Genomic DNA, 22451 nt, shown 5'->3' on the forward strand with positions numbered 1-22451 from the left:
AAAGATAAAAGTCCAAACCAGCATCCCAATGAAATCATAGTCTAGACATAGACAGGACGAAGGGAGGAATATGACTATGACTTATGGTGCAGGAGCCGGAGTTGGTGGTGGCGGTGGTTTGTTTACCAGTGCTGGTGTAATTCTGGTACTTTTCATACTCTTGGTAATTATTGGTCGTTCTATATAATTAAAAGGTCGAGACAGACACCCCTTTAATTTACATTTAAAAAACCTCTAAGATGCGAACTGACGTCGGTATAATACCAGCGTCAGTTCAATTTGTGTTTCATTGACTACTCACCTGGGCTAAAGGGGGCATATTAAATGAGAAGAATAGCCACACTATCCTTGATTGCTTAATCGCCAAACCTTTTGTTTGTGAAAGTGGGGAGCCTCTTGTCGAATAACCTAAGCGATAAATCGGGGAGACCTCGGAGTGGATCGCGCTTACGACATCAAATTTCCCCAAGCGGTAACCAAATCAACCCGAAGCCGAAACTACAAGTCGCGGTTCACAAATTGGGTTTGTTGAAAGTCTGGAGGATAATATCGCTTTAATTCGTGGCCGATTACGTATCCAAGATATAAGCAGAGGGAAACAGAAGGTAACACAGCAACAGCTGGAGGAAAACGAAAAAATGGCTGGAGAACAAATTGAGAAGGAGTGTCTGGATACATTTAAGCAACTTCAAAAGTGGAAAGCTGATCCTTACGGTCTAGGCAGACGTATTTTGATTAATAACCCTCGAGAATTACATCTTCATCATCTCGAGAAAAATTGGAAAGGTATTGGATGGATACAAGGGGTGTTAAACGAAAGGTTTCCCAATATGTTTGGTATCGATTGGTTAACGACTTTAGGTATTTTGTTTACTTGTGTGGCTGCCTTTTTCCAAATTCGATGGTTCGGTTTGACGTAAAGGTTGATCAATTCATACATATTGGGGAGGGGATGTATTATTTGATGCCCTTGTTTTTTGGGAGTAACTTTTTCCTTATGTTAAGCCCTTATTATCGACATACAAGACGGTCCCAATGGTTGCCTTTGATATCAGTTGGTATCAATGGCCTGGTTGTTATTGTCAGCTTTATTGCGACTATAGCATTAATGGGATGGGAATTGACAGAACGTACGATGTGGAGTATTCCGTATTTGTTTCGGATTGTTCACTTGGAGGGAATATTCATAGAAAAGGTGGGTTTATCCATGATTATCTTTTCTATTTTTTTAATTTAACCTTTGCGGCCAACCATCTATGGGTCGTAGCTGTTGCAATGACCCGTTTGATGAATCAGTCTGACGGCCTTTACAAAAGGTATCTGATCCCCGTGGCAATTTCCGTAGGAATCATAGCAATTTTAATCGAAGATGGACAACAGGGATTGGACTTTATTTTGAACTGGCTCACTCCATCTTATGGTGGCTTGTATTGCGGCTCTTCTTCCTCCATTTGTTTTACTCTATGCTCCAAATTTGTGATAATCAACCGAGTTTCTTCCGCGCCCTTTTTAAAGGACTCTTTTGCCTGAGGGTCCTGGGATTGGATGGCAAATGTTTGCAAACTGGCCTGGACACCAGTCAAACTTGATATGGCTTGTCTTACTTTTTGAATGACCGTCACTTATATCCCCCTAAAAGGTGTAGATTTCCTCAATAACAGATACAATTTCGGCAATGAGGACTTTTGATTCGCTTGAATCTTGTTCTTTGACAGCTGCTCGAAGTTTGTCTATATTCCGTTTTACTCCCTCGTATTCTGCCTCATCTCCAATAAATTGATATTTCCATTGATTACTGAGAAAAGTATTTTTCAATTTCTTCGCGTGCTCAAGCGCAGGTTCCCAATGCTGCTGCTCAATATAGCCAAGGACGACTTCTGCTTGCTTGATCGTAGGATCGGTGATTGCCGCATTTGCTGTATCGAAAGGTACAGATAATAAAGCACCTGCCAGTACGAAGGAATGGAGCACATGAATTAATTTCATCACAAATAAGCACCTCCTAATGAATTGAATATTTCCCCTATTATTACCAATAATGACTGATAATATGTATGGACAGGGGGCAATCAGGTGCCGGAGTATCTTATTATTCTTATACGGTCCTTGTTTTCGTTTATTGTGCTAATGGTGATGACAAGATTAATGGGGAAGATCCAATTATCTCAGCTAACCTTTTTCGACTATGTGGTAGGGATCACGATTGGTTCCATTGCTGCCATGTTGGCGGTTGATCAGAATTTAAAGATACTTAACGGTTTAATGGGGATCATCGTATGGGGGGGGCTCCCCATATTAATTTCTATAATCAATTTGAAATCCTACCGGTTTCGACGATTAACGGATGGACGTCCAACGCCGTTAGTTGAGAATGGAAATATACTGGAGGAAAACCTAAAGAAATCAAGGCTGACGATGAATGAATTATTATTTATGTTAAGGCAAAATAATTCGTTCAAGCTGTCAGATGTTGAATTTGCTGTACTGGAGACGAATGGGAAATTAAGTGTAATGAAGAAGTCGGAGACACAGCCGGTGACTCCAAAGCTCCTGAATATGCCAGTTGAAGAAGAACATCAACCACATACGGTCATCATTGACGGAGTCGTTTTGGAGACTAACTTGAGGGAAACAGGATATACGAAGGAATGGCTTTACGGTGAAGTACTGAAACAGGGTGCAAGTGATTTTTCTGATGTGTTTTTTGCCCAGATAACCTCGAATGGTTCAATTTATGTAGATTTAAGAAGGGATCGAGCTAAAGTAGTTCCTGTTTATCAAAAGTTGCTAATCAAGGCCACTATGGAAAAAGTTTATGCAGACCTGCAAACTTTTTCATTAGAGACAAACAACTCTGATGCTAAACAAATGTACAAAGAACAAGCTGATAAATTACAAGAGGTATTGGAAAACCTGCAGCCTTATTTGAAAGAATGATGAATACAAAATCCCGGAGTTCTGAAAAACTATATTAACTATAAATTGCTCAATTTAAGACTACATTATTCTTTCAGGATGAGGAGGCTAAATGAATAAAATTCTTGCAGTTAGTTATTCTAAATAACGGCGGCTCTTTAGCCAAACCACAAAAAAAGGATGGTATTCTTTATGCTAAACTGGGCAACTCATGAATTTTTAGAAACGACAGAATTGTTGCGGAAATTAACGGCAGATATTGAATTGCATGCATTCTTTGCGGAGATGACTTCGGATCAGGAGATAAAGAATATGTTACAACGTCATATTCAAATTATGGATTCGACATATCATCAGGCCATGAACCTGCTTCAACATAAAGGAGTAAGAATTGATAATTCAATTAGATTCCAGCACAATGTTGAACATAAGCCTCACTTAGGTTTTCAAAACCCACAGACTATACCAGTCCCTAACATGAATGGAAACCGTTTAAGTGATATTACAATTTGTACAGTTATCCTTAACTCTCATAAGGCTGGTTCTGCTATAGGGATGCTTTGGGCCAGTGAATGTGTAGATCCTGATGTACGTTCGTTCCATATTATGTGTGCAAATAACTGTCAACAAATGGCCTACGATGTTTTTCAACTGATGAATCAACGGGGTTACTATGAAGTACCAACTATGCCTCAAAGCGATGTTAGGAAAATGTCGTCTACATTTCAATACATGTCCAATCCTAACATTATGAACGGAAATACAACAACGAATCAATTTTCATAAAGACATAAAAGTCAGCCTGCAGTTGAAGTGCCCCTGTCAAGTAGACAGTGGAATAAATTAAGGAGCCTTAGCTCGAACTTCCATCGGGCTAAGGCTGTTTAATTTTTCCGTAACCGCTCGTAGTTGTAAAAGTGGATGTATTTATCAATATCCTTTTTTAGCGCTTCAAAAGTCTGGCATTTGTGGAGGTAGTATTTCTAATCTTGAGAGTACCCCAATATGATTCTATGGGGCCGTTGTCTATGCACTTGCCTACCCTCGACATACTCTGTTTTATCTCATATGCTCTAAGCGCCGTTTATCATAGTTCTGGATGTTTTTTACATGAGTATTTTGGTGAGGCAAAAGCATAATAAGCATAAAATTATTAATGGGAGGTAAAAAATGTTTTTTCACATAAAGGAATTACAGTATAACGCAAAACCGGATAAACCGGATCCTATTTATGCAAAAAAATTACATGAAGTGCTGGGTGGCCAATTCGGTGAAATAACCGTTATGGTGCAATACCTTTTTCAAGGATGGAATTGTAGGGGAGAGCAAAAATACCGGGATATGCTCCTTGATATTGGAACAGAAGAAATGGCACACGTTGAAATGCTCGCAACAATGATTGCCCAATTACTGGATAATGCTCCTGTTCGGGAACAGGAAGAAGCGGCTGAACATCCAATTCTTAATGCTGTATTAGCTGGTACGAATGTTGAAGATTCAATCATTAAAACGGTATTAAGTGGCATGAGCCCGCAGCACGTCATTGTTTCTGGGTTAGGTGCAACCCCCACAGACAGTGTAGGGTATCCTTGGAATTCACGTTACACTATAGCGAGCGGAAATCTCCTTGCTGATTTTAGGGCCAATTTAAATGCGGAATCGCAAGGTCGAATGCAGGTCTGTCGTTTATACGAAATGACAACAGATAAAGGTGTTCGTGATATGTTATCGTTCCTGATAGCACGTGATACGATGCACCAAAATCAATGGATGGCAGCTATTGAGGAACTGGAAATGAGGGAAAAAGCCATTGTGCCGAGCACCTTCCCTCAAGACTTGGAAAAGCAGGAAGTCTCATATTCATTTATGAACTTTTCTGCCGGTGAGGAAAGTAAGGCAGGTCGTTGGGCAAGTGGAAAGAGTATGGATGGGCAAGCTAAGTTTGAGTATATTTCCAAACCGGAAGCGATGGGACAGATCCCTCAGCTCTTACCATCTCCGCCATACATCCACGGAACCCCACCTGCCCCAGGGCAACCTAATGAAAAAGGCGTAAACGAGGCTAGTTATGTGGAACAGTAAATAAATAATACCGTAAATGAAAACGTGTTTTTTCTTAAGGAAGGCACGTTTTCAAGTAACCCCTAGAACATTCGTCCAACAATTTAATAATCGTGAAATTGCAACAGCGTACTTGCTGACTTTGAAACGTTCAGGCAGAGAATATGCATGGGCTGCAACGGAGATGAGCAATCCGGGAATAGATGCTTTTTGGAAGAGATGTATGTGTTCACATCATGCATACGATGTTTGGCAATGGATGGTTAAAGGATACTATCCATTGGAACCGGTGGCGAAAACGACGCTTACTATTCTAGGTAAAATGTATCAACTGGTGCAGGAGCCAGTAGCTGTTCAATAGTATGATTTAATTTGCCCTCTCGGTAGGGAGGGCAAATTATTTACAACCTTTGGAGGTGTCCAGTGAATAGCCTGTTGATCAAATTAGTTGTTTGTCCTTTGGGAGTGATTGTGTCTGATTGGTTATTCCCCAATGTCGATTTTGCCGCGTATTATCAAGCGATTATCGTCGGGCTTTTACTGGCCGCAGCAGGGACGGTAATGGAATACATGTTTTTGAAGAAAGGCACATTATGGATAAGCACACTCATGGATATCGCAGCTTCAACCTTGATAGTTTATTTTATTTCAAATTTGTTTACCGGAACAATAGTTACATTTATTGGTGCAATTCTCACTGCAATTCTTTTGGGAGCTACTGAGCAGGTTACCCATTTATGGTTAATTAGATCAGGAAAAACGAAAAAATCGTAAACTTTTTATGCTGCTGTTTGATATCGCTGCTAAAAAGCTCGACGTAGTAGTCAACCATATCAAGCGTAGCGTGTCCTAAAATTCGGCGCAAAGTAAATGGGTCACCCCCGTTCAAAATATAGAATTTGGCCATGGTATGTCGGAATGTGTGTGGGGATACCCTCACTCCTTTTATACACGCAGCAATACCATATACCTGCATTTTCTCCTGTAATGCTCTCGTGCTGATTGGCTTATTGTTTATATTAACGAATAAGGAATCCGTCTCCAGCTCCCCGCGGATATCCAAATAACGGCCAACAACCTTGGTGGAAGTTTGTTGAAATGGTACACGGCGGGCTTTACCTCCTTTCCCCCTTGTAATTCGAATCTCCTGCTCTTTGAAGAACAGATCCCCGATTTTCAGATTGCATAATTCGCTAATTCGCATCCCCGTTTCGAAAAGGAGCACCATCATGGTAAAGTCTCGGTAACCGTTAAACGTTTTTCGATCGGGCTGTTCCAATAGGGTGGCTACTTGCTCTTTGGTAAAGGTTTGTATCATCAACTTTGCTGCTTTGACCACATGTAGTTCTTCTGCGACATTCTGAGTTAACCAGCCTTCCTCGAACAAATACTTCAAGAACTGTTTCAGTGCTTTTATACGCCGTTTACGGTATTGTCTGATTTGCCTTGTTCAATGAGGTAGGCAATAAAATGGTTTTTAATCTGGCGGGAAGTTATCGTGTAAATATCAATTGGAACCTGCTGCTCTTGAAAAGCATCTTTCATTTGCTGAATGCTATCTTGATAAAACCGAAGTGTGAGCGGCGAAAGGTTTTTGGACTTGCAATCGAGAATTGTTTCTATACGTTCATGCCCAAGAATGCTTTTTAGTGTAAAAACATCCCCGCCGTTCATTAAGTATTTTTTCGCAAAGGTATGACGAAACGTATGGCAGGAACATTGGACTCCTTGAATATTCGCAGCGTTACAGTACCGGGAGGTCATTACCCGGATACCAGCCTAGTAAAAGGGTTTATTATCCAGGGTGACCCAGAGCCGGTCGGTTTCCAGTGTTCCTCGCTCCAGCATATATTGTCTCAATTCGAGGGCGGCGACGTGTTGAATTGGTACACGCCTTGCTTTTCTTCCTTTGCCTTGAAGTATACGAAGGATTCCTTCTTCCAAAAACATCCGTCACTCGAAGGTTAGCCAGTTCTTTCAGGCGGATTCCGGTTTCTAGCAGAACCAATATGATGACGTAATTGCGGTAGCCAGTAAAGGTCGACCGTTCGGGTTGGGCAAACAAACTTTGAAGATGGCTATCCGTAAAAGTATGTGTCAAAGATGGTTTAACCTTGAAGGGCCGTAGTTTAACTGCAATATTGGCTTCAGCAATTCCTTCTTCACAAAGAAATTTGAAAAACTCTTTTAGAATGCAAAGGTTACAATTTACGGTTCTAAGCGCAAGTCCTTCGTCAATCATGCTAGGTATGATGCGGTGACTAAGGAGGAGATCGGTTAGTCATTCAATTTCAAGTTTTGGGACCCAAGATGTTGTTGGAACTTTTTCAACCCATTGCGATAACGGCGAATCGTTTCATTTGTTAAATTTCTGGATCTGCAGTCTTGAAGAAACAGAGAGACGAGCTCACTCCAATTGACATTAGGATGTAGTAATAAGTTAATTTTGGGGTAATCATGATTTGGCACTTCGCATTTCCTCCCTTAGGAGTTATGCGAGCTAAAGCGGATAAGCGAGTTAGGGGAGGGAAGATTCGTATAACATTTTGGTATACGATCTCGTATAACTTTCATGGAGAACCGGGTTATTTACAGCTTTCTGGAACAGTTTTACAATCGGCTGTAACCCTTGGCACATAAGGATTTCAGGCATTCTGGAGGGATTTGTTCACCTCCTTCCGGCTCGTCTAACACCGCATTCACGCATCGGGGCTGACGCCCCTCGGTCCTCAAGGAGTATTATCGATGCAGCATATTCAGCGGACACCCCTGCACCGGCTAAGATAGGAGCTATCTAAGCCGGTGAGGGTTCGTGAATGCAAGAACGTTATGTGAAACCAGTGCAAGATGTAAAAAGGAGCGAAAATTATGCTAGCGCTTAGATTCACTCAAAAACTTTTAAAAGATATGAAAACAGCTCCAGTTGAAATTGAGGAGATCGACCCGTTATTTAGTTGGCATGTAAATATTCTGCAACTAAGAAAAAAACATATCATTTTTGTCAATGATTCCAGTCGATTAGGTCTAATCATTGATGGTATAAGGAGTTCTCAAGTCGGAAAGCTTCAGGAAAGCTTCATGACTGGACTCAAAGAGTACTTACAGTTAGAAGGATTAAGAAAAAGTTTATTTGATCAATATTTTTTGGAAGCAGGCGACGTTAGAATTGGAAAGACAAACAACAAGAGTGTTCTTGGGACCATGAATGAAATGACCTTTTATTGTGATAATGTGGCGTTTGAGCACACATATGATCTTAGCGCCTGGCTAAACAAGATGATTTTTAAACCAATTGATTATGAAGAACCTATTAATGTATTCAAGAAAGAAATAGAACGAAGGTATTCATAACATAGGGTGGGTATCTCAAGGAGGCACTGGCATCACATAACAAGTGTCGGCGGACAACCCTGCGAACCTAACTGCGTAGCGGCCGGCACTTCGTGCCTTAAGCCACTCGGGTTCGTGAATGCATGAACGTTATAAGAAATTAGGGCAGGACAATACATAAGCTATAACAGGAAGTTGTATTTTCTTTTCCCGTGTAAGATTCTACGAAATTCTACCGTATCTTCAATGATGGTATAAAAAACTAAGTAATTCTCAACAATTAGCATGCGATAATTTAGTGATTGCAGTCTTAAATCGTTAGGGACTGATCCGCTGTTTGGAAAGAACTCTAATACAGAAATAGCCTCATCGAATCGATTTAACATATTATGAGCTGCTGAAGGATCATCAAGCATGATATATTGAATAATTTCGGTAAGGTCTTGTTCTGCTACTGGAAGATAATTAATTGTGTATTTCTTTTCCATCAATTTGACCTCTCAGTTTTTTCACTAAATCCACATGAGAAGTTCTTGGTGCATTGGATTGACTTTGTTTCTCTGCAACAGCTAATTTTTGGTATAATTCGATTAATGCCTGTTGTTGTTCATAAAATGCATGACTCATTACGACAAGGTCACTCTGTCCGTTCTTAGTAATAAAGACAGGTTCCCCATCTTTATGGCAAGTTTCAGATATGAAATTGAAGTTATTTCTAAGATCCGATATTGGTCTAATGATAGGCATTTTAGCTACCTCCATAAAATTCATGTTATACAATACATTTTATCATAATTATGATATTTAATACAGTGTTTTTGAAGTGATTCGAAGATAATATAAAAGTAAATTGAATCTTTATTCTAGCCATAGAGCCGGTGACGATTACATTCGATGAGAAGGAATTTTATAAAGTCCATGTCTATAGATATTATAAGTCGTGAGTAGCACCTTTAACCATACAGGGGAGGTGCTATTCTTTGTGTTTGGCATCTATTTGGGGGTACAGCCCATTTGAGAATGTCTTCTTTTTGCGAATCAATATTGACAATGATTCGTACTATTTTGTAATATACCCATAGGGGTATATGTATAAAACAACTACAAAACACTTAGGAGGTTGTAATGGTACCGGAGATGAAAACCAATTTAAAGCTGGATTGCAGAGGTCTGGCATGCCCGATGCCTATCGTAAAAACGAAGAAGGCCATGGATCAGCTTCAGGCAGGCCAGGTGATTGAGGTTCAAGCAACAGATCGGGGCTCGCTCGCAGACATTCAAGGCTGGGCCAGAAATACAGGGCACCAATATTTGGGGACGATCGAAGAGAACGAAGTCCTCAGGCATTACCTGCGCAAATCTTCACCGGAGGAAGCAAAAAACGAAAAAAAGCATCCCCACACAGTTACCAATAAAAAGCTTCAGACAAAACTGGCGGGCGATGAAAAAGTGATAGTACTCGATGTTCGCGAGCCTGCAGAATACGTGTTCCGCCGAATTCCTGGCGCAATTTCGATTCCGCTTGGCGAACTGGAAAGCCGGCTTCATGAATTGAATCCGAAAGACGAAATCCACGTCATTTGCCAGACGGGTTCCCGAAGTGATCTGGCCTGCCAGCTGCTAGAGGAGGAAGGCTTCCGTTCCGTTTGGAATGTGCAGCCAGGGATGTCCGAATGGGACGGTCCTATTGAAAATACATTACAAAAATGAACTGGAGGTACGAAAATGACTGCAAAAGTGGCTATTATCGCCAGCAACGGTGGGTTGTTTGATGCTTACAAAGTGTTTAATGTCGCTGCGGCTTCAGCAGCCACGGACGCCGAAGTGGGGATTTTCTTCACCTTTGAAGGATTGAATTTGATTCATAAGCAAGCTTATCTCCATCTTCCGTTGCCGGAAGGAAAAGAACACTTTGCCGAAGGATTTAAGAATGCCAATCTTCCGTCCATTCCCGGGCTGGTTGCCATGGCACAGGATTTGGGCGTCAAAATGATCGCCTGCCAGATGACGATGGATGTAATGAACCTGATGAAAGAGGATTTCATTGAAGGAATCGAAGTCGGCGGCGCCGTCACTTTTCTGGATTTTGCGAAAGACGCCAATGTCACTTTATCTTTTTAATTTGAAGGAGGAGACCGTATGAAGGCAACTGCAAAATTGAAAATGATGTCCGCGGGCGAGCTCGCGCGAATCCTTTTGTCCAAGGAAGAGCTGTTTATTCTGGATGTTCGCAACGAAAGCGATTTTAACGCTTGGAAAATCGAGGGCGAGAATGTCGATGTCGTCAACATTCCGTATTTTGAGCTGCTGGACGGAATCGGACCGGCGCTCGGCAAAATTCCCGAGGACAAAAAGGTCCTTGTCGTATGCGCGAAAGAAGGTTCGTCTCAATTTGTGGCTGAGCAAATCGTGAAAACGGGCAGAAGCGATGTACATTATCTGGAAGGCGGCATGAAATCTTGGAGTGAACATTTGGAACCGGTCAAAATCGGGGAATTAAAAAACGGGGGTTCGCTGTATCAGTTCGTGCGACTCGGTAAAGGTTGTCTTTCTTACATGATTATTTCGGATGGAGAAGCTGCCGTAGTAGACTCGCTCCGAATGACTGATCATTTTGAACGTTTTGCGAGTGAGCAGGGCGCAACCATAAAACATACCCTTGATACACACCTGCATGCTGACCATATCTCGGGCGGCCGGAAATTGGCGGAACAAACGGGGGGGACTTATTGGCTGCCGCCGAAGGATGCGGAAGAAGTAACTTTTCCGTATGAGAAACTGGAGGAGAACAGAAATATCAAAGTTGGAAATGCAACCATCCAAATCGAACCGGTGTATTCGCCGGGTCACACGATAGGGAGCACATCTCTCATTGTAGATGATGAGTACTTGCTCTCGGGAGATATATTGTTCATCGAATCGATTGGTCGCCCCGATCTTGCAGGTAAGGCGGGGGAATGGGTTGGAGATCTTCGCAACACACTGTATCATCGCTACAAAGGACTTTCGCAAGGTTTAATCGTCCTTCCGGCTCACTTTGGAAAAGTTTCTGAACTCGGGGAAGACGGAAAAGTAATGGCGCGTTTATCGGATTTGTACCAGAACAATCCCGGACTCAATATTCAGGATGAGGAAGATTTCAAGCATGTTGTAACTGAAAAACTGCCGCCTCAGCCTCATGCTTATCAAGAAATCCGCCAAACGAATATGGGGAAAATGACACCAAGCGAAGACGAACAGCGAGAGATGGAAATCGGTCCAAATCGCTGTGCAGTCCACGACAAATAAGAGAATAAAGAAAAATGGATTTTTTACTTTGGGTCGTCCTAATCGTATTGGGAATGGTAGGTGCCTTCTTTTCCGGTTTGCTTGGAATCGGCGGAGCCATTATCAACTACCCATTACTCTTATATATTCCTGCTCTACTCGGAGTGGCCCATTTTTCTGCGCACGAGGTTTCATCGATCAGCATGTTTCAAGTGTTCTTTGCCTCACTCGCAGGGGGAATTACATTTCTGAGAAAAAACAAAGGAAACCGTGTTGTACACAAGGGATTAGTCTTGTTTATGGGGAGCAGTATTCTTGCAGGCAGTCTGATCGGAGGGGTTGTTTCCGGTGTGATTGACGGAGAAATAATCAACTTGATTTATGGCGTTCTGGCTATCCTGGCTGTTGTTCTGATGATCATTCCCAGAAAAGGTACTGAAGAGCAAACAGGAAGTCTGCAATTCAATAAAAGCATTGCGATGACAGCGGCCTTTTTAATTGGTATCGTTTCAGGCATCGTAGGGGCCGGGGGCGCTTTTATACTCATTCCAATAATGCTTACTGTGCTAAAAATTCCAACTCGAACGGCCATCGCCTCCTCCCTGGCCATCGTATTTATTTCAGCGGTTGGAGGAGTTATAGGTAAATTGTCAAGTGGTGTTATTCCCTTATGGCCAATCATTTTTACTGTGATTGGCAGTCTTATTGGTGCGCCGCTCGGTTCCAAAGTCAGCTCAAAGATCCATGTTAGGATTTTGAGGTACGGACTCATCGTCCTGATTGGCCTGACAGCCGTTAAGGTATGGTCGTCCATTTTAAATTAGTTTACACACACGCCTCATGCCAATGTTGTCTGATCACTTTGCGTCTTGTATAATACTTATAGGGGTATTAGTATATTGCGTGTAATTATAAGTGTTAATCGCAAATTTCATTATAGGGAAGGCGTGGATGTTTGATGGAATACAATTATTCGGATGAGTTGAAAGCTCGTTTACGCAGAATAGAAGGACAGGTGAGAGGGGTTCTGCGTTTGATGGAGGAAGGGAAGTCATGTAAAGAGGTTGTAGCCCAATTATCCGCCGTACGCAATGCTTCCGATAAAGCCATTGCGCAAATTGTGGCTGAAAACTTGCAAAAATGCATTCTGGCTGAACAAGCGGCGGGCCATCAGGATACAGGAAAAATAGTCAATGAGGCCGTTGAGCTTCTGGTCAAAAGCCGCTGATTTATTGCTATAGAGTTATTTTTCAAAGGAGAGAATAAAATGTCATTCAAAAATATAAAACAGATTACAGCTCGCGAGGTGGCTGAACGATTAAAAAAAAGAGAATCCCTTATGCTGCTTGATGTGCGGGAACCTGGGGAATGGTTTGAAGGCCATATTGAAGGCGCAAAACATATTCCGCTCAGTCAACTTTCCGTAAGACAGAAGGAATTGGACCCTAAACGCGAAACCATCGTTATTTGCAGAAGCGGGAGTCGAAGCGGTCTAGCCTGCGAGCTCTTGAGCGAGAACGGCTTCCATGTGATTAATATGACAGGCGGACTTAACGCTTGGACGGATAAATTAGTTCAAGATTAAAGAATACTCGAACACGAGTTTCGAAGATTGCTTTGGAAGGAGAATCCAATGAACCCAAGCACGATCATTAACGTTGTAGTCATTCTATTGTTAGTCTGGTTCGTTTATACTCGCTTTAAACCAACCAAAGGATTAAGAACTTTGAAATCAGACGATTTTAGCAGGGAGATTGGGAATACTGGTAATCCGATCATTATCGATGTGCGTGAACCGGTTGAATATAAGAGTGGTTTCATAGCTGGAGCCCGTAATATCCCTTTATCTCAGTTACCTCGACGATTAGGGGACATACCTAAGGATAAGCTGATTCTTCTCTATTGCCGAAGCGGTATGCGCAGTAAGAATGCGGCAAAGATATTGCTAAAGAACGGCTATACTGAACTAGCTCATCTGCAAGGTGGACTTAGCGCCTGGAATGGCAAATTAAAGCGATGAAGGGGCGTCGGTTATGCACGATCGCAGATTTAATCCCGAGCATATGGCCAAACTGGAGAGTCCGGAACGTAAAGCCGCCGTACCACCAGAGCTTTTGCTTGATAAACTTGCATTGAGCAATTCCTCAACCGTTCTTGACTTGGGCGCAGGCACAGGCTATTTTGCCATTCCTGCCGCTGCACGGACGAATGGAACGGTTTATGCTTTGGATATTGAACCTCAGATGCTTGAAGTTATACGCAAGAGGGCAGATGAACGACAACTGCCTAACGTTAGGACCATAAAAGGTGAGTTTGAGCAAATTCCATTAGAGAACGAAAGTGTCGACCGGGTAATCGCATCTCTTGTTCTTCATGAGGCCGAGCCGCTTCATCAGGTATTGACAGAAATTAACCGAGTATTGCATGAAGGGGGACTCTGTCTATGCGTGGAGTGGGAAAAGAAAGTGACAGATCAGGGACCTCCACTTCATCATCGCATTGATTCTGAAGAGATGAAGCGATTGTTTGAAGAGTTAGGATTTGCTATCCTGGAGATTGATCATAGAGCCAACGCTCAATATGTTTTGATTGTACAAAAGCGATAATCTTTAGAGAAAAATGTAATATATAAGCCGTGAGCCATATGCAATGTGGTTTTGCGGCTTTTTTCTTGCTCAAAGTTAGGAATAGTAATTGACATATGTCGAAAAAAGAGTATGATAAAAAATCAAAAGGGCATATGTCAATAACTCCTAAAAGGGAAGAGCCATAACTTGAGCAGATCTTGATTAGTATGATGCTTACTAGATTGGAAATTAGATTTTTAAATAGGGAAGGAGTTACTTAGTTATTTATGCCAAGACCTCGAAAATGGAGAAAAGTTTGCTGTTTGCCTGAGAGCGACTTATTTGGACCACTAAATGGAAAAAATTCGGATAGTGAGATCATTGTTATGTCAGTTGATGAATATGAAACCATCCGTCTCATCGATTTAGAAGGAATGGTGCAAGAAGAATGCGCTGAGCGTATGAATGTTGCTCGCACCACAGTTCAGAGGATTTATAACGATGCCCGTAAAAAGCTTGCGGAGTCTTTAGTTAACGGAAACAGGCTGAAGATCGAAGGTGGAGATTATCAGCTGTACGATGAAAGCGAACGAACTTGCGGCTGCGGAAGATGTTGCAGGCGGAATTTTGGGCAACATCTCGATAAGGAGAATTTCAAATGCTGATTCTATCGCTAAAGGGGGAGAAAAAGTGTGAGTGAAAACAGCGGAGAATTTAAGGGAACACTCATAGACTTCTTAGAACAACCCCATCAACTAAGCGATATCAAAAAGGTGATTGGCATTTTAAGCGATAAAGGAGGGGTAGGGAAATCGCTAGTCACTTCTTTGCTTGCCGTAATCATGAATCGAAGAGGATATCATACGGCGATTTTGGATGCTGATGTTACCGGACCGTCCATCCCTAAAGCGTTCGGTATTCATTCAAAAGCCACAGTAACCGAGATGGGAGTATGGCCCATCAAATCTAAAACCGGCATTGATATCATGTCCATGAATCTGCTTTTGGCTGATGAGACGGCCCCCGTGATCTGGAGAGGACCGGTGATTGCTGGCACGGTTAAGCAATTTTGGACGGAAGTGATTTGGAGTAACATTGACTTCATGTTTATCGATATGCCGCCGGGAACAGGTGACATCCCGCTCACGGTATTTCAGTCCATCAGAATGGATGGAATTATTATTGTAACTTCGCCTCAAGAACTTATGTCCATGATCGTAGGAAAACCGATTAAGATGGCCAAAACAATGAACATCCCGGTTATCGGGCTGATTGAAAATATGGCCTATTTCAAGTGCCCGGAAAGCGGTAAGGAGTATAAAATATTTGATATTTTTGGGGAAAGCCACATCGAGGAAATTGCAAAAACGCATGAATTAGAAATGTTGGCCCAATTGCCGATTGATCCCCAAATCACAGCTGCTTGCGACAAAGGAACAATTGAGTATTTTGAAGGGAATTGGCTTGATGACGTTGCGAAAAAGCTTGCAGAATATTTGAAAAAAGGAGAGAAGTACATATGAAAATTGCCGTTGCTAGTGAAGGAAAGATGGTTACGGAACATTTCGGACATTGTGAAAATTTCAACATTTTTGAGGTGGAAAATAACAAAATATCAAAGGTGACTTCATTCTCCAATCCAGGACATAAGCCTGGATTCCTGCCCAATTTCCTGAATGATTTAGGAGTGACCACGATTATTACCGGTGGGATCGGCGGCGGAGCGGTTAAGGTTTTTAACGAAAAAGGAATCGAAGTCATCAGCGGTGTTTCGGGTCATGCCGATGCGGCAGTAGACAGCTACTTGCAAGGGAATTTGAAAACCGGCAATACCGTGTGTCACGATCATCAGTACCATGGTCAATGTGGTCATTAAATAGTTCATGAAAAGTGATCTTACCGTTAAGGCTATATCAGTGGTTTTTTAATCTCATTCACCGAAGCGACTCTTCCCAGTACTTTTACTTGTTCGTTTACAACTAGAGCCAGCGTTTTCATAACACCATAAGATGCGATATTTTTAAATCCTGAACCTTCTCGAAGCTTGCATCGATTCCGAGCTGTTTAGCCGCTTCACGAGCATGTTCTTCTAGTTTTTAACAGTTGACACACCCCGAACCCAAAATCTTAATCATCATCATTCATCCTCCAATTGTTTTGTTTTAGTATTGCTAAACGAAAAACTAAACGAAAATATTAAACAAATAGCCGACAACGATAATCGCTATGCCAGTAATTAAAGTGATAATAGATTGTCGTTAAGGCGGAAGCCAAACAGATGGTGTTTCAGAAGATCAAGTTCAAATAGAAGATAAACTAGACAATGTGCCGAAAGAATGGTTAAGAATAAATGAGAATTAAATGGGTTCGCCAGGAAGGCATGAACAGCACATAACACGCATTCACGCTATGGGGCTATTGCCCCTAGATTGTCAGATGCGAAAGCAAAGAAGAATATTCAGACAACACACGACCCGACCTAAGATAAGAGCTATCTAAGGTCGGGTCGCGTCGTAGATGCAGAACGTTAGAAAAAATCGGCGAAACAACAAAAAGAAACCATTCAATGGAAGTGAGGGACGTGGTAAATGGGGCTAGACGAAAAAAACAGGGAGATTCTATCCTACCTTGAAGGAGTAGTTCCGGGTAATATCTATCCGGAAATTGAAGGATATATGTGGTCAGACGAGGTTTTATCCGAACTGGCTAAGCTCTTAAGAAGATACCATGACGCGACTGTTGGATTTAAACCAGCCATAAATTCTAGAAATGAATATCCAGTGAGTTCTTTACATGAAGTTATTTGTCATAATGATGCTGCGTTATATAACGTTGTATTTAAAGATGAACTTCCCGTAGGGATCATCGATTTTGACATGGCAGGTCCAGGTCCACGTTTATGGGACATTGTCTACACCTTATATACATCTGTTCCACTTGCAGAGTTTGAACCGAGTCCAATTAACCATGTAGTTGATAAATACAATAGAGAGAAACATGCATTGGTGAGGAGGAGGCGTATAGAAATTTACTTTAATTCCTACGGAATAGATGTTCCAACGGACCTTAAGTGGTGGGTGATTTCCCGTATAGAATTTATGTGTACTACATTATCAGAACGTGCCGCATCCGGAGATCCCGCATTTATAAAATTAATTGAAGAAGGTCATCTTTCTCATTATGAAAAAGAAATAAAATTTCTTGAAGAACACTTCGATGACTGGGTGTAATCAATAGTCAATTATTTTGTAACTCAAGGAAGGCGCTGATTTCGTCCAACACAGCATGCACGCGGTCGGGCCATCGGCCCTCGGTTCGCAAGAGGTTTTTCAGGGAAGTGGACTCTGATGGGTTGGTCATGAGTCTCTCTTACTCATTAGGTGGAGAAGATTTAGAAACTACTGAGGTTACTTATTCATTGAATTTATGGAATCGAACAAATAAAGCAAAAAATATAGTATCCATAGAACCAGTACTTGACAAGTCAGTGCTTTCTTTAATAGTTGACTCCCAGATACAAAACAATGTAAATGAAGTACTATTACCACTGACTAATAAGGATTTTCAAGGTCAATTTAAAGTTGATACAAGAGGACTTGATAAAGAACAAATAGCTAACCTGATTAATTTGAAAGAGTTTAAAGTAAGATCTGAGCAACTTATTGGTGGAGACAGTTATTAGCTTTTCAATGTGGGCCTATAACATAACACTGCATCGACACACTGGTATCATTGCCTCTTGGTTGTCCGGATGAATAATCATGGAAGAAGCTTAGACAACAAACGCCCCAGCCGTTTCTTAAATACGATAAAGTTATCAGAAAAAGTTGAATACGTGCACAAACCGAAATTTCCTTAAAGGGAGCACAATTAATGAAGAATATCTATCTTGTGAGACATTGCAAGGCTACAGGACAAGAGCCGGAAGCATCTTTAACAAGTCAAGGAGTTAAGGAATCCATACAATTAGTTGATTTCTTTAAAGATAAACATATTGATGTGATTTACTCTAGTCCTTTATTAAGGGCAATTGAGACAATAAGACCTTTTGCCAATGAAGTAGGCCAGGAAGTGATTATTGAAGAACGATTGAAAGAACGGGTATTAAGTACAATTGATTTAGATAACTGGATGATGAAACTGGAGGCTACCTATGAAGATTTGGATTTGAGTTTTGAAGGCGGGGAATCTTCAAGAGAGGCAATGGCAAGGGGGATTAGTTTTATTGAAGAATTATTGAACAGACAAGAAGTTAGAAATTTTATAGTAGTGAGCCACGGAGCTTTGTTGTCTTTGATGATAAAGCATTTTGTTAATGGATTTGGATATGAAGAATGGAAGCGGATGAGGAATCCGGATATCTATCATTTGAAGGTATGGAAGGGGGAAGTAATAGTACAGAACGTCATAATATGAGGGAGTTACAGCGCACCCAATGTATCTGCAGATGAGTGGTATTTGTTTTGTGATTCCGCAGAACAATCGATTAATCGGTTAATTGATACAGCAGCAAAGAACGGTTTTCTCACGATTATAAGTAATACAGTTGTATAGTCGAAATTAGAACAAAAAAGAATATTGTGAGGGCTATCCATGAGAAGAATATTATCCATTTTTTTAATGCCAATTTTGTGCATGGTCATAATCCTTGGATGTCAATCAAACGAATCCTTAGATCCTGAAATAAGCTCAGAGGAACAAAGCGATGTAGGAAATCAGATAATGAAAAACCTGGATATCATAATTAATAACAAGGAGATCCAAGCTTCAAGTAATCCTAATGATTATATAAAGGCTAATCAAAAGCTATATGAAAACATAGTAATTACGGGAGATAAGGGCTTGGAATTTTTAGTTCATGAACTTAGGAATAGCAAAGATGATGGATTGAAGGAATGGATCATGGCGAAAACATGTGAAGATATAATCAACCAGAAAATGAATGGTTGGAGTACGGGAAAGGAATGGCTTGCGAAATATGAAGAACTAAAGAAATGATACAAAAAGTTATTCGAAATTGCCAACCAATCGAAGGCGGTATGCTCATTGAAGAAGATCAATGTGAATATCTATGACTATAATAGAATTGACGTAGCTGATACACCTAAGTTTTTCTAACTGATTTAGGAAATGGGGGATTGGGATTGAAACGACTTGTCATCATGACAGTAGGGAAGACCCACAGCGGAAAAACGACCTTTGCTAAAGAATTAGAGCAACAATTGAAGAATTCAATGGTGATTGATCAGGATAACCATGCTGAATTTGTCAATACCTATTATCTATCTCTACGACCTCTACATGGTCCAAATACGCTGAAGTATAATATTACGAATACCATTGTTGATTATGCTGTACGGATGACGGATTTGCACCTCGTTCTATGCAACTCGAACCGTTATACTAAAGGTCGTTTGGAGGTGCTCGCTTATTTTCATGAGCATGGTTTTGAAAGTGTGCTTGTCCATTTCGATCTCCCCGATCATATTTTGGAGGAACGGGTACGTTCCAGTAAACGCAACAAATCCATATTTAGAACGGCCTCGAGTTTTATCGAAGTGCTTGATAGACAGATTGCGGAATCCGGCCTGGAAAACGTTTCTGCTCCAGTACAGGGAGAAGCCAATCACTTCTTTGAAATTAAAGATTCTATGGAAATTCAGTCAGTTATACGAAGCATTGTGGCTATAAGTCGATAAGAAGACACTGCGAATCACATTTTAGGAAAGCCAGGTGATGGAAAATGAAAACAAAGTACGCCATGATTGCATTCCTATTTTTTGCATCCATGATTTTCTTATCGGGTTGTGTTCCTGGTGACGGTACCAATCATGCTCAAAATCCGGCGGGATTTTTCTGGGGGATATGGCATGGATGGATTGCTCCGATCTCTTTAATGATTAGCTTTTTTAAAGACAATATCAGATTATATGAAATACATAACATCGGCTGGTGGTACGATTTGGGCTTCTATATTGCAGTAATCAGTGGTTTTGGAGGGATTTCGCTTTTTCGCCGCAAGAAAGAAAGCGGGGACTAGAATCAGGAAGATAGGTCAGTAGTGGCTTTTGGTCTAATGGAAATTAACAAGCAGGAGGAACTTTAAATGGGTATATCATGGAGCTCCGTAAACTGGTTGGCCCAAGACCTATCATTATGGTTGGCGTGACTGTAATCGTAATGAATGCAGAGGGAAGGCGTGAGCTTTTTGAAGAGGCAGGCTTAACCGTGGAAGAATTGAAATTCGTTACTAATTTATCGGGACAAGATTTCTATTATTAGTACCCTCATGGGAATGAAGTTTATAATGTCATAGCGATATATGAGGCAACCAAGGTTCACGGAATCCCTACAATCAACGATGATGAAGGCCTTGAATTAAGATATTTTCCGCTGGATGAACCGATAGAAAACCTGAACTCCACCAGTTATATGATTATAAAACAATCCGGATATATTAAGAATTGGTGAGGATCCCGGGAAGGGGGAGGTTCATATGAAGTATATAGATAACCCAAAAGAGAAGTACCACGTCTTAGCAAGGGGGGTTATTTTATCAGGAAATAAACTTCTGGTTGCCCATTGCATAGGGGAGGATAATACCTTTTTGCCCGGTGGGCATGTTGAGTTTCACGAAGGCACGAGGAGCTCATTAAGAAGAGAAATCGATGAGGAACTAGGTTTGCGATGTGAGGTTCATGGTTATTTAGGGGCTGTGGAAGCCGCCTATCAAACGTACGACATCTATCATCAGGAAATTAACCACCTATTTTTGGTTGTTTTATCCGATATCGATCCTAGTATAAATCCTGAATCCAAGGAGAAACACTTAGAGTTTTATTGGATCCCTGTAGCCGATATGGACAAACATCATTTATTGCCGCATCCAGTCAGAACCATAATTATCAACTATGTGGAGCATCAAGAGCAAGGTCCCCATTGGTTAAGCACTTTGGATGAAGCTTAATAACCAAGGATATCCCTGAGGCGGCGTTAGGATGCTGAATGAAGGAAAAAGGAGGGTTGAGGTGCAGTCGCAATGATGAAGGGAGGATTTACGGAAATGGGAAAAAAAACGATACTTCTGCTTTTGACTATTTTATGTCTACTAACTACGGTAAGCTGCAGTAACCGAAGCATGGTTACTATTACTATGGAAGACATTGACAATATTGGGTTAGAGCTAATAGAACGTAAGGAAGAAACTGCAGGGATGAGATATACACTAAGATTACATAATGGATCCAAACATACCATTGTCCAGAATAACGTTTTTTTAAGTTATCCGCTGAAAATGAAGAACGGAACTAAAGAAAATCCTTTTAAAATGGAAGCTAGAAACAATAAGTTAAATATAAAACCTGAAGAAGAGGTTCTGCTTACTGTTCTTGCGCCGAAAGAAATGGTGGAAGGCCATCCAGGCATGGATATAACAAAGCCTTTTATCGAAATTAAGGGGTATCTAAAGCAGGTGTCCGAAGAAAATCAATTCCATATAGGTGGCGAGGATTAAAAAGTTACTACGCCGATTCACCAAGAAACATAACCGATCCCACGGTGTCTTGTTTTGCCATTGATCAGAGAATAGAATACATCTTAAGATTTATCGCGCTGAAAAAAATACCATACCACGAGGTAACCCATGAGAAATGAAATTCGCACAAAACGTTTGCTGCTTAAAGTAGTGGATCCTTCCGAAACGGATCAAGTATTGGATTATGTGGTGAGGAACAAGATATTTCTTCGGGAATGGGAGCCACAGAGAACGGAGGAGTACTATACCTACCCCTTCCAAAAGAAATCGCTGGAAGAAGACTTCGAAAAAAATCAGAAAGGTTCGCTTCGCAAATTTTGGTTGTTCTTGGGTAACCGTATTATCGGTTCGGCGGCTTTAAGCAATATAATAAGGGGCGCGTTTCAATCCTGCTATTTAGGGTACGGGATCGATGAACAGGAACAAGGCAAAGGCTTGATGACCGAGGTCATTGAGGCGGTGGTTGCGCACGCTTTTCAGGAACTGAAACTACACCGGATTGAAGCCAATATCATGCCAAGAAACCAGGCTTCGCTGCGCGTGGTTGAAAAACTCGGTTTCGTGAATGAAGGGATATCCCGGGATTATTTAAAGATTAACGGGAAGTGGGAAGATCATATCCATATGGTGCTTATTAACGAGGACATGGAGTAATGGCTAGGAAGATGAAATCTCTAACCCCCCTCGTCGCCGAATCCTGATTCGGGCCGCGTGTTGCCTAAATGATATGGAATAAGGAAAGGGAGGTGACTCCATGACCCTCTGCTGCCAACCGT

Annotated in this window: 34 protein-coding genes and 3 pseudogenes; 29 read left to right on the forward strand and 8 right to left on the reverse strand. The window is 41.3% G+C overall.

The genetic code is table 11. The features are described 5' to 3' along the window. The first annotated feature begins 76 nt into the window (after nucleotides 1–76). The 3 genes and pseudogenes from ACQ4N8_RS05950 (at nucleotide 77) to ACQ4N8_RS05960 (ending at nucleotide 1237) form a co-directional block, all read left to right on the forward strand. On the forward strand, nucleotides 77–187 hold the full coding sequence (locus ACQ4N8_RS05950) for a sporulation protein YjcZ (RefSeq protein ID WP_430703414.1): 111 nt from the start codon (nucleotides 77–79) through the stop codon (nucleotides 185–187). A gap of 304 nt (nucleotides 188–491) precedes the next feature. Beyond that, nucleotides 492–920: pseudogene (locus ACQ4N8_RS05955) on the forward strand (Ger(x)C family spore germination C-terminal domain-containing protein); the annotation flags it as partial. Between the two features lie 44 nt (nucleotides 921–964). After that, entirely contained in the window at nucleotides 965–1237 is a 273-nt protein-coding gene (locus tag ACQ4N8_RS05960; protein ID WP_430703518.1) for a GerAB/ArcD/ProY family transporter, read from the forward strand. A 178-nt stretch (nucleotides 1238–1415) separates the two neighbouring features. On the opposite strand, the gene ACQ4N8_RS05965 is transcribed toward ACQ4N8_RS05960, so the two are convergent. Continuing rightward, nucleotides 1416–1622 (reverse strand): DUF1657 domain-containing protein, encoded by a 207-nt coding sequence (locus ACQ4N8_RS05965; RefSeq protein WP_430703415.1) that lies wholly within the window; start codon nucleotides 1620–1622, stop codon nucleotides 1416–1418. Between the two features lie 10 nt (nucleotides 1623–1632). Further along, on the reverse strand, nucleotides 1633–1986 hold the full coding sequence (locus tag ACQ4N8_RS05970; RefSeq protein WP_430703519.1) for a DUF4363 family protein: 354 nt from the start codon (nucleotides 1984–1986) through the stop codon (nucleotides 1633–1635). Between the two features lie 87 nt (nucleotides 1987–2073). Here ACQ4N8_RS05970 and ACQ4N8_RS05975 point away from each other — a divergent pair, with 87 nt between their 5' ends. Together ACQ4N8_RS05975 and ACQ4N8_RS05980 are read left to right on the forward strand one after the other, a co-directional pair. Further along, nucleotides 2074–2937, forward strand: coding sequence for a DUF421 domain-containing protein (locus tag ACQ4N8_RS05975; protein WP_430703416.1), 864 nt, complete (start codon nucleotides 2074–2076; stop codon nucleotides 2935–2937). 171 nt (nucleotides 2938–3108) lie between these two features. Continuing rightward, on the forward strand, nucleotides 3109–3702 hold the full coding sequence (locus tag ACQ4N8_RS05980; RefSeq protein WP_430703417.1) for a spore coat protein: 594 nt from the start codon (nucleotides 3109–3111) through the stop codon (nucleotides 3700–3702). Nucleotides 3703–3800: 98 nt separating this feature from the next. On the opposite strand, the pseudogene ACQ4N8_RS05985 reads toward ACQ4N8_RS05980, so the two are convergent. Further along, nucleotides 3801–3857: pseudogene (locus tag ACQ4N8_RS05985) on the reverse strand (hypothetical protein); the annotation flags it as partial. 229 nt (nucleotides 3858–4086) lie between these two features. Between ACQ4N8_RS05985 and ACQ4N8_RS05990 the strand changes: the two are divergent. The 3 genes from ACQ4N8_RS05990 (at nucleotide 4087) to ACQ4N8_RS06000 (ending at nucleotide 5751) form a co-directional block, all read left to right on the forward strand. Beyond that, nucleotides 4087–4998, forward strand: a complete 912-nt coding sequence (locus ACQ4N8_RS05990; protein ID WP_430703418.1) for a manganese catalase family protein — start codon at nucleotides 4087–4089, stop codon at nucleotides 4996–4998. Between the two features lie 16 nt (nucleotides 4999–5014). Then, on the forward strand, nucleotides 5015–5338 hold the full coding sequence (locus ACQ4N8_RS05995; protein WP_430703419.1) for a spore coat protein: 324 nt from the start codon (nucleotides 5015–5017) through the stop codon (nucleotides 5336–5338). Nucleotides 5339–5400: 62 nt separating this feature from the next. After that, nucleotides 5401–5751 carry a DUF2512 family protein gene (locus ACQ4N8_RS06000; RefSeq protein ID WP_430703420.1) on the forward strand — a complete coding sequence of 117 codons (351 nt, stop codon included), beginning with the start codon at nucleotides 5401–5403 and terminating at the stop codon, nucleotides 5749–5751. Here ACQ4N8_RS06000 and ACQ4N8_RS06005 read toward each other — a convergent pair. Both ACQ4N8_RS06005 and ACQ4N8_RS06010 read right to left on the reverse strand, forming a co-directional pair. Continuing rightward, the gene (locus ACQ4N8_RS06005; protein ID WP_430703421.1) at nucleotides 5723–6316 is read right to left on the reverse strand and encodes a tyrosine-type recombinase/integrase; all 594 of its coding nucleotides are present in this window, start codon (nucleotides 6314–6316) and stop codon (nucleotides 5723–5725) included. The genes ACQ4N8_RS06000 and ACQ4N8_RS06005 overlap by 29 nt on opposite strands. 74 nt (nucleotides 6317–6390) lie before the next feature. Then, on the reverse strand, nucleotides 6391–6741 hold the full coding sequence (locus tag ACQ4N8_RS06010; RefSeq protein ID WP_430703422.1) for a tyrosine-type recombinase/integrase: 351 nt from the start codon (nucleotides 6739–6741) through the stop codon (nucleotides 6391–6393). Between the two features lie 1104 nt (nucleotides 6742–7845). Here ACQ4N8_RS06010 and ACQ4N8_RS06015 point away from each other — a divergent pair. After that, nucleotides 7846–8328, forward strand: coding sequence for a DUF6933 domain-containing protein (locus tag ACQ4N8_RS06015; protein ID WP_430703423.1), 483 nt, complete (start codon nucleotides 7846–7848; stop codon nucleotides 8326–8328). A 161-nt stretch (nucleotides 8329–8489) separates the two neighbouring features. On the opposite strand, the gene ACQ4N8_RS06020 is transcribed toward ACQ4N8_RS06015, so the two are convergent. Next, on the reverse strand, nucleotides 8490–8795 hold the full coding sequence (locus ACQ4N8_RS06020) for a type II toxin-antitoxin system RelE/ParE family toxin (RefSeq protein ID WP_430703424.1): 306 nt from the start codon (nucleotides 8793–8795) through the stop codon (nucleotides 8490–8492). Beyond that, the gene (locus ACQ4N8_RS06025; RefSeq protein WP_430703425.1) at nucleotides 8773–9054 is read right to left on the reverse strand and encodes a type II toxin-antitoxin system Phd/YefM family antitoxin; all 282 of its coding nucleotides are present in this window, start codon (nucleotides 9052–9054) and stop codon (nucleotides 8773–8775) included. Before ACQ4N8_RS06025 ends, ACQ4N8_RS06020 begins: the two co-directional genes overlap by 23 nt. 378 nt (nucleotides 9055–9432) lie before the next feature. On the opposite strand from ACQ4N8_RS06025, the gene ACQ4N8_RS06030 reads away from it, so the two are divergent. The 11 genes from ACQ4N8_RS06030 to ACQ4N8_RS06080 all read left to right on the forward strand — a co-directional run bounded on the left by ACQ4N8_RS06030 (nucleotide 9433) and on the right by ACQ4N8_RS06080 (nucleotide 16017). Next, complete coding sequence (locus ACQ4N8_RS06030; RefSeq protein WP_430703426.1) at nucleotides 9433–10017, forward strand: sulfurtransferase TusA family protein; 585 nt, start codon at nucleotides 9433–9435, stop codon at nucleotides 10015–10017. A 15-nt stretch (nucleotides 10018–10032) separates the two neighbouring features. Beyond that, on the forward strand, nucleotides 10033–10428 hold the full coding sequence (locus ACQ4N8_RS06035; RefSeq protein ID WP_430703427.1) for a DsrE/DsrF/DrsH-like family protein: 396 nt from the start codon (nucleotides 10033–10035) through the stop codon (nucleotides 10426–10428). Between the two features lie 18 nt (nucleotides 10429–10446). Further along, nucleotides 10447–11595 carry an MBL fold metallo-hydrolase gene (locus ACQ4N8_RS06040; RefSeq protein WP_430703428.1) on the forward strand — a complete coding sequence of 383 codons (1149 nt, stop codon included), beginning with the start codon at nucleotides 10447–10449 and terminating at the stop codon, nucleotides 11593–11595. Nucleotides 11596–11609: 14 nt separating this feature from the next. Further along, nucleotides 11610–12398: a sulfite exporter TauE/SafE family protein gene (locus ACQ4N8_RS06045; RefSeq protein ID WP_430703429.1), complete on the forward strand. Its 789-nt coding sequence runs from the start codon at nucleotides 11610–11612 to the stop codon at nucleotides 12396–12398. A gap of 134 nt (nucleotides 12399–12532) precedes the next feature. Continuing rightward, entirely contained in the window at nucleotides 12533–12802 is a 270-nt protein-coding gene (locus ACQ4N8_RS06050; RefSeq protein WP_430703430.1) for a metal-sensitive transcriptional regulator, read from the forward strand. 39 nt (nucleotides 12803–12841) lie between these two features. Beyond that, entirely contained in the window at nucleotides 12842–13159 is a 318-nt protein-coding gene (locus ACQ4N8_RS06055; RefSeq protein WP_430703431.1) for a rhodanese-like domain-containing protein, read from the forward strand. A 48-nt stretch (nucleotides 13160–13207) separates the two neighbouring features. After that, nucleotides 13208–13594 (forward strand): rhodanese-like domain-containing protein, encoded by a 387-nt coding sequence (locus ACQ4N8_RS06060; protein WP_430703432.1) that lies wholly within the window; start codon nucleotides 13208–13210, stop codon nucleotides 13592–13594. A gap of 13 nt (nucleotides 13595–13607) precedes the next feature. Continuing rightward, nucleotides 13608–14180 (forward strand): class I SAM-dependent methyltransferase, encoded by a 573-nt coding sequence (locus ACQ4N8_RS06065; RefSeq protein ID WP_430703433.1) that lies wholly within the window; start codon nucleotides 13608–13610, stop codon nucleotides 14178–14180. Between the two features lie 248 nt (nucleotides 14181–14428). Next, the gene (locus ACQ4N8_RS06070; RefSeq protein ID WP_430703434.1) at nucleotides 14429–14806 is read left to right on the forward strand and encodes a DUF134 domain-containing protein; all 378 of its coding nucleotides are present in this window, start codon (nucleotides 14429–14431) and stop codon (nucleotides 14804–14806) included. 27 nt (nucleotides 14807–14833) lie between these two features. Then, on the forward strand, nucleotides 14834–15664 hold the full coding sequence (locus ACQ4N8_RS06075; RefSeq protein ID WP_430703435.1) for a P-loop NTPase: 831 nt from the start codon (nucleotides 14834–14836) through the stop codon (nucleotides 15662–15664). Beyond that, on the forward strand, nucleotides 15661–16017 hold the full coding sequence (locus ACQ4N8_RS06080; RefSeq protein ID WP_430703436.1) for a NifB/NifX family molybdenum-iron cluster-binding protein: 357 nt from the start codon (nucleotides 15661–15663) through the stop codon (nucleotides 16015–16017). The genes ACQ4N8_RS06075 and ACQ4N8_RS06080 overlap by 4 nt, the downstream gene beginning before the upstream one ends. Nucleotides 16018–16049: 32 nt before the next feature. On the opposite strand, the pseudogene ACQ4N8_RS06085 reads toward ACQ4N8_RS06080, so the two are convergent. Continuing rightward, nucleotides 16050–16166, reverse strand: a pseudogene (locus tag ACQ4N8_RS06085) (thioredoxin family protein); the annotation flags it as partial. 563 nt (nucleotides 16167–16729) lie between these two features. Here ACQ4N8_RS06085 and ACQ4N8_RS06090 point away from each other — a divergent pair. The 9 genes from ACQ4N8_RS06090 (at nucleotide 16730) to ACQ4N8_RS06130 (ending at nucleotide 22329) form a co-directional block, all read left to right on the forward strand. Then, a complete protein-coding gene (locus ACQ4N8_RS06090; protein ID WP_430703437.1) occupies nucleotides 16730–17371 on the forward strand; it encodes a phosphotransferase in 642 nt (213 codons plus the stop codon). A 107-nt stretch (nucleotides 17372–17478) separates the two neighbouring features. Next, the gene (locus tag ACQ4N8_RS06095) at nucleotides 17479–17823 is read left to right on the forward strand and encodes a hypothetical protein (protein ID WP_430703438.1); all 345 of its coding nucleotides are present in this window, start codon (nucleotides 17479–17481) and stop codon (nucleotides 17821–17823) included. A gap of 191 nt (nucleotides 17824–18014) precedes the next feature. Next, the gene (locus ACQ4N8_RS06100; RefSeq protein ID WP_430703439.1) at nucleotides 18015–18557 is read left to right on the forward strand and encodes a histidine phosphatase family protein; all 543 of its coding nucleotides are present in this window, start codon (nucleotides 18015–18017) and stop codon (nucleotides 18555–18557) included. Nucleotides 18558–18734: 177 nt separating this feature from the next. After that, nucleotides 18735–19139, forward strand: coding sequence for a hypothetical protein (locus ACQ4N8_RS06105; RefSeq protein WP_430703440.1), 405 nt, complete (start codon nucleotides 18735–18737; stop codon nucleotides 19137–19139). Nucleotides 19140–19285: 146 nt separating this feature from the next. Then, a complete protein-coding gene (locus ACQ4N8_RS06110; protein ID WP_430703441.1) occupies nucleotides 19286–19840 on the forward strand; it encodes an ATP-binding protein in 555 nt (184 codons plus the stop codon). Between the two features lie 44 nt (nucleotides 19841–19884). Next, on the forward strand, nucleotides 19885–20181 hold the full coding sequence (locus ACQ4N8_RS06115) for a hypothetical protein (RefSeq protein WP_430703442.1): 297 nt from the start codon (nucleotides 19885–19887) through the stop codon (nucleotides 20179–20181). Nucleotides 20182–20637: 456 nt separating this feature from the next. Beyond that, nucleotides 20638–21108, forward strand: a complete 471-nt coding sequence (locus ACQ4N8_RS06120; protein WP_430703443.1) for an NUDIX domain-containing protein — start codon at nucleotides 20638–20640, stop codon at nucleotides 21106–21108. 96 nt (nucleotides 21109–21204) lie between these two features. Further along, on the forward strand, nucleotides 21205–21654 hold the full coding sequence (locus ACQ4N8_RS06125) for a hypothetical protein (protein WP_430703444.1): 450 nt from the start codon (nucleotides 21205–21207) through the stop codon (nucleotides 21652–21654). A gap of 129 nt (nucleotides 21655–21783) precedes the next feature. Continuing rightward, nucleotides 21784–22329, forward strand: coding sequence for a GNAT family N-acetyltransferase (locus ACQ4N8_RS06130; protein ID WP_430703445.1), 546 nt, complete (start codon nucleotides 21784–21786; stop codon nucleotides 22327–22329). The last annotated feature ends 122 nt before the right edge of the window (nucleotides 22330–22451 follow it).

The organism is Paenibacillus macerans (genome assembly GCF_050565405.1).
GTDB lineage: Bacteria > Bacillota > Bacilli > Paenibacillales > Paenibacillaceae > Fontibacillus > Fontibacillus macerans_B.

Coding starts and splice junctions, on each gene's coding strand:
- ACQ4N8_RS06100 (WP_430703439.1), top strand. CDS start 18,015: ATGAAGAATATCTATCTTGTGAGACATTGCAAGGCTACAGGACAAGAG.
- ACQ4N8_RS05970 (WP_430703519.1), bottom strand. CDS start 1,986: ATGAAATTAATTCATGTGCTCCATTCCTTCGTACTGGCAGGTGCTTTA.
- ACQ4N8_RS05950 (WP_430703414.1), top strand. CDS start 77: ATGACTTATGGTGCAGGAGCCGGAGTTGGTGGTGGCGGTGGTTTGTTT.
- ACQ4N8_RS06030 (WP_430703426.1), top strand. CDS start 9,433: ATGGTACCGGAGATGAAAACCAATTTAAAGCTGGATTGCAGAGGTCTG.
- ACQ4N8_RS06025 (WP_430703425.1), bottom strand. CDS start 9,054: ATGCCTATCATTAGACCAATATCGGATCTTAGAAATAACTTCAATTTC.
- ACQ4N8_RS06020 (WP_430703424.1), bottom strand. CDS start 8,795: ATGGAAAAGAAATACACAATTAATTATCTTCCAGTAGCAGAACAAGAC.
- ACQ4N8_RS05990 (WP_430703418.1), top strand. CDS start 4,087: ATGTTTTTTCACATAAAGGAATTACAGTATAACGCAAAACCGGATAAA.
- ACQ4N8_RS06065 (WP_430703433.1), top strand. CDS start 13,608: ATGCACGATCGCAGATTTAATCCCGAGCATATGGCCAAACTGGAGAGT.
- ACQ4N8_RS06080 (WP_430703436.1), top strand. CDS start 15,661: ATGAAAATTGCCGTTGCTAGTGAAGGAAAGATGGTTACGGAACATTTC.
- ACQ4N8_RS05960 (WP_430703518.1), top strand. CDS start 965: ATGCCCTTGTTTTTTGGGAGTAACTTTTTCCTTATGTTAAGCCCTTAT.
- ACQ4N8_RS06115 (WP_430703442.1), top strand. CDS start 19,885: ATGAAAACAAAGTACGCCATGATTGCATTCCTATTTTTTGCATCCATG.
- ACQ4N8_RS06070 (WP_430703434.1), top strand. CDS start 14,429: ATGCCAAGACCTCGAAAATGGAGAAAAGTTTGCTGTTTGCCTGAGAGC.
- ACQ4N8_RS06055 (WP_430703431.1), top strand. CDS start 12,842: ATGTCATTCAAAAATATAAAACAGATTACAGCTCGCGAGGTGGCTGAA.
- ACQ4N8_RS06130 (WP_430703445.1), top strand. CDS start 21,784: ATGAGAAATGAAATTCGCACAAAACGTTTGCTGCTTAAAGTAGTGGAT.
- ACQ4N8_RS06125 (WP_430703444.1), top strand. CDS start 21,205: ATGGGAAAAAAAACGATACTTCTGCTTTTGACTATTTTATGTCTACTA.
- ACQ4N8_RS06045 (WP_430703429.1), top strand. CDS start 11,610: ATGGATTTTTTACTTTGGGTCGTCCTAATCGTATTGGGAATGGTAGGT.
- ACQ4N8_RS05980 (WP_430703417.1), top strand. CDS start 3,109: ATGCTAAACTGGGCAACTCATGAATTTTTAGAAACGACAGAATTGTTG.
- ACQ4N8_RS06105 (WP_430703440.1), top strand. CDS start 18,735: ATGAGAAGAATATTATCCATTTTTTTAATGCCAATTTTGTGCATGGTC.
- ACQ4N8_RS06010 (WP_430703422.1), bottom strand. CDS start 6,741: ATGACCTCCCGGTACTGTAACGCTGCGAATATTCAAGGAGTCCAATGT.
- ACQ4N8_RS06040 (WP_430703428.1), top strand. CDS start 10,447: ATGAAGGCAACTGCAAAATTGAAAATGATGTCCGCGGGCGAGCTCGCG.
- ACQ4N8_RS06035 (WP_430703427.1), top strand. CDS start 10,033: ATGACTGCAAAAGTGGCTATTATCGCCAGCAACGGTGGGTTGTTTGAT.
- ACQ4N8_RS06060 (WP_430703432.1), top strand. CDS start 13,208: ATGAACCCAAGCACGATCATTAACGTTGTAGTCATTCTATTGTTAGTC.
- ACQ4N8_RS06050 (WP_430703430.1), top strand. CDS start 12,533: ATGGAATACAATTATTCGGATGAGTTGAAAGCTCGTTTACGCAGAATA.
- ACQ4N8_RS05995 (WP_430703419.1), top strand. CDS start 5,015: ATGAAAACGTGTTTTTTCTTAAGGAAGGCACGTTTTCAAGTAACCCCT.
- ACQ4N8_RS06120 (WP_430703443.1), top strand. CDS start 20,638: ATGAAGTATATAGATAACCCAAAAGAGAAGTACCACGTCTTAGCAAGG.
- ACQ4N8_RS06090 (WP_430703437.1), top strand. CDS start 16,730: ATGGGGCTAGACGAAAAAAACAGGGAGATTCTATCCTACCTTGAAGGA.
- ACQ4N8_RS06015 (WP_430703423.1), top strand. CDS start 7,846: ATGCTAGCGCTTAGATTCACTCAAAAACTTTTAAAAGATATGAAAACA.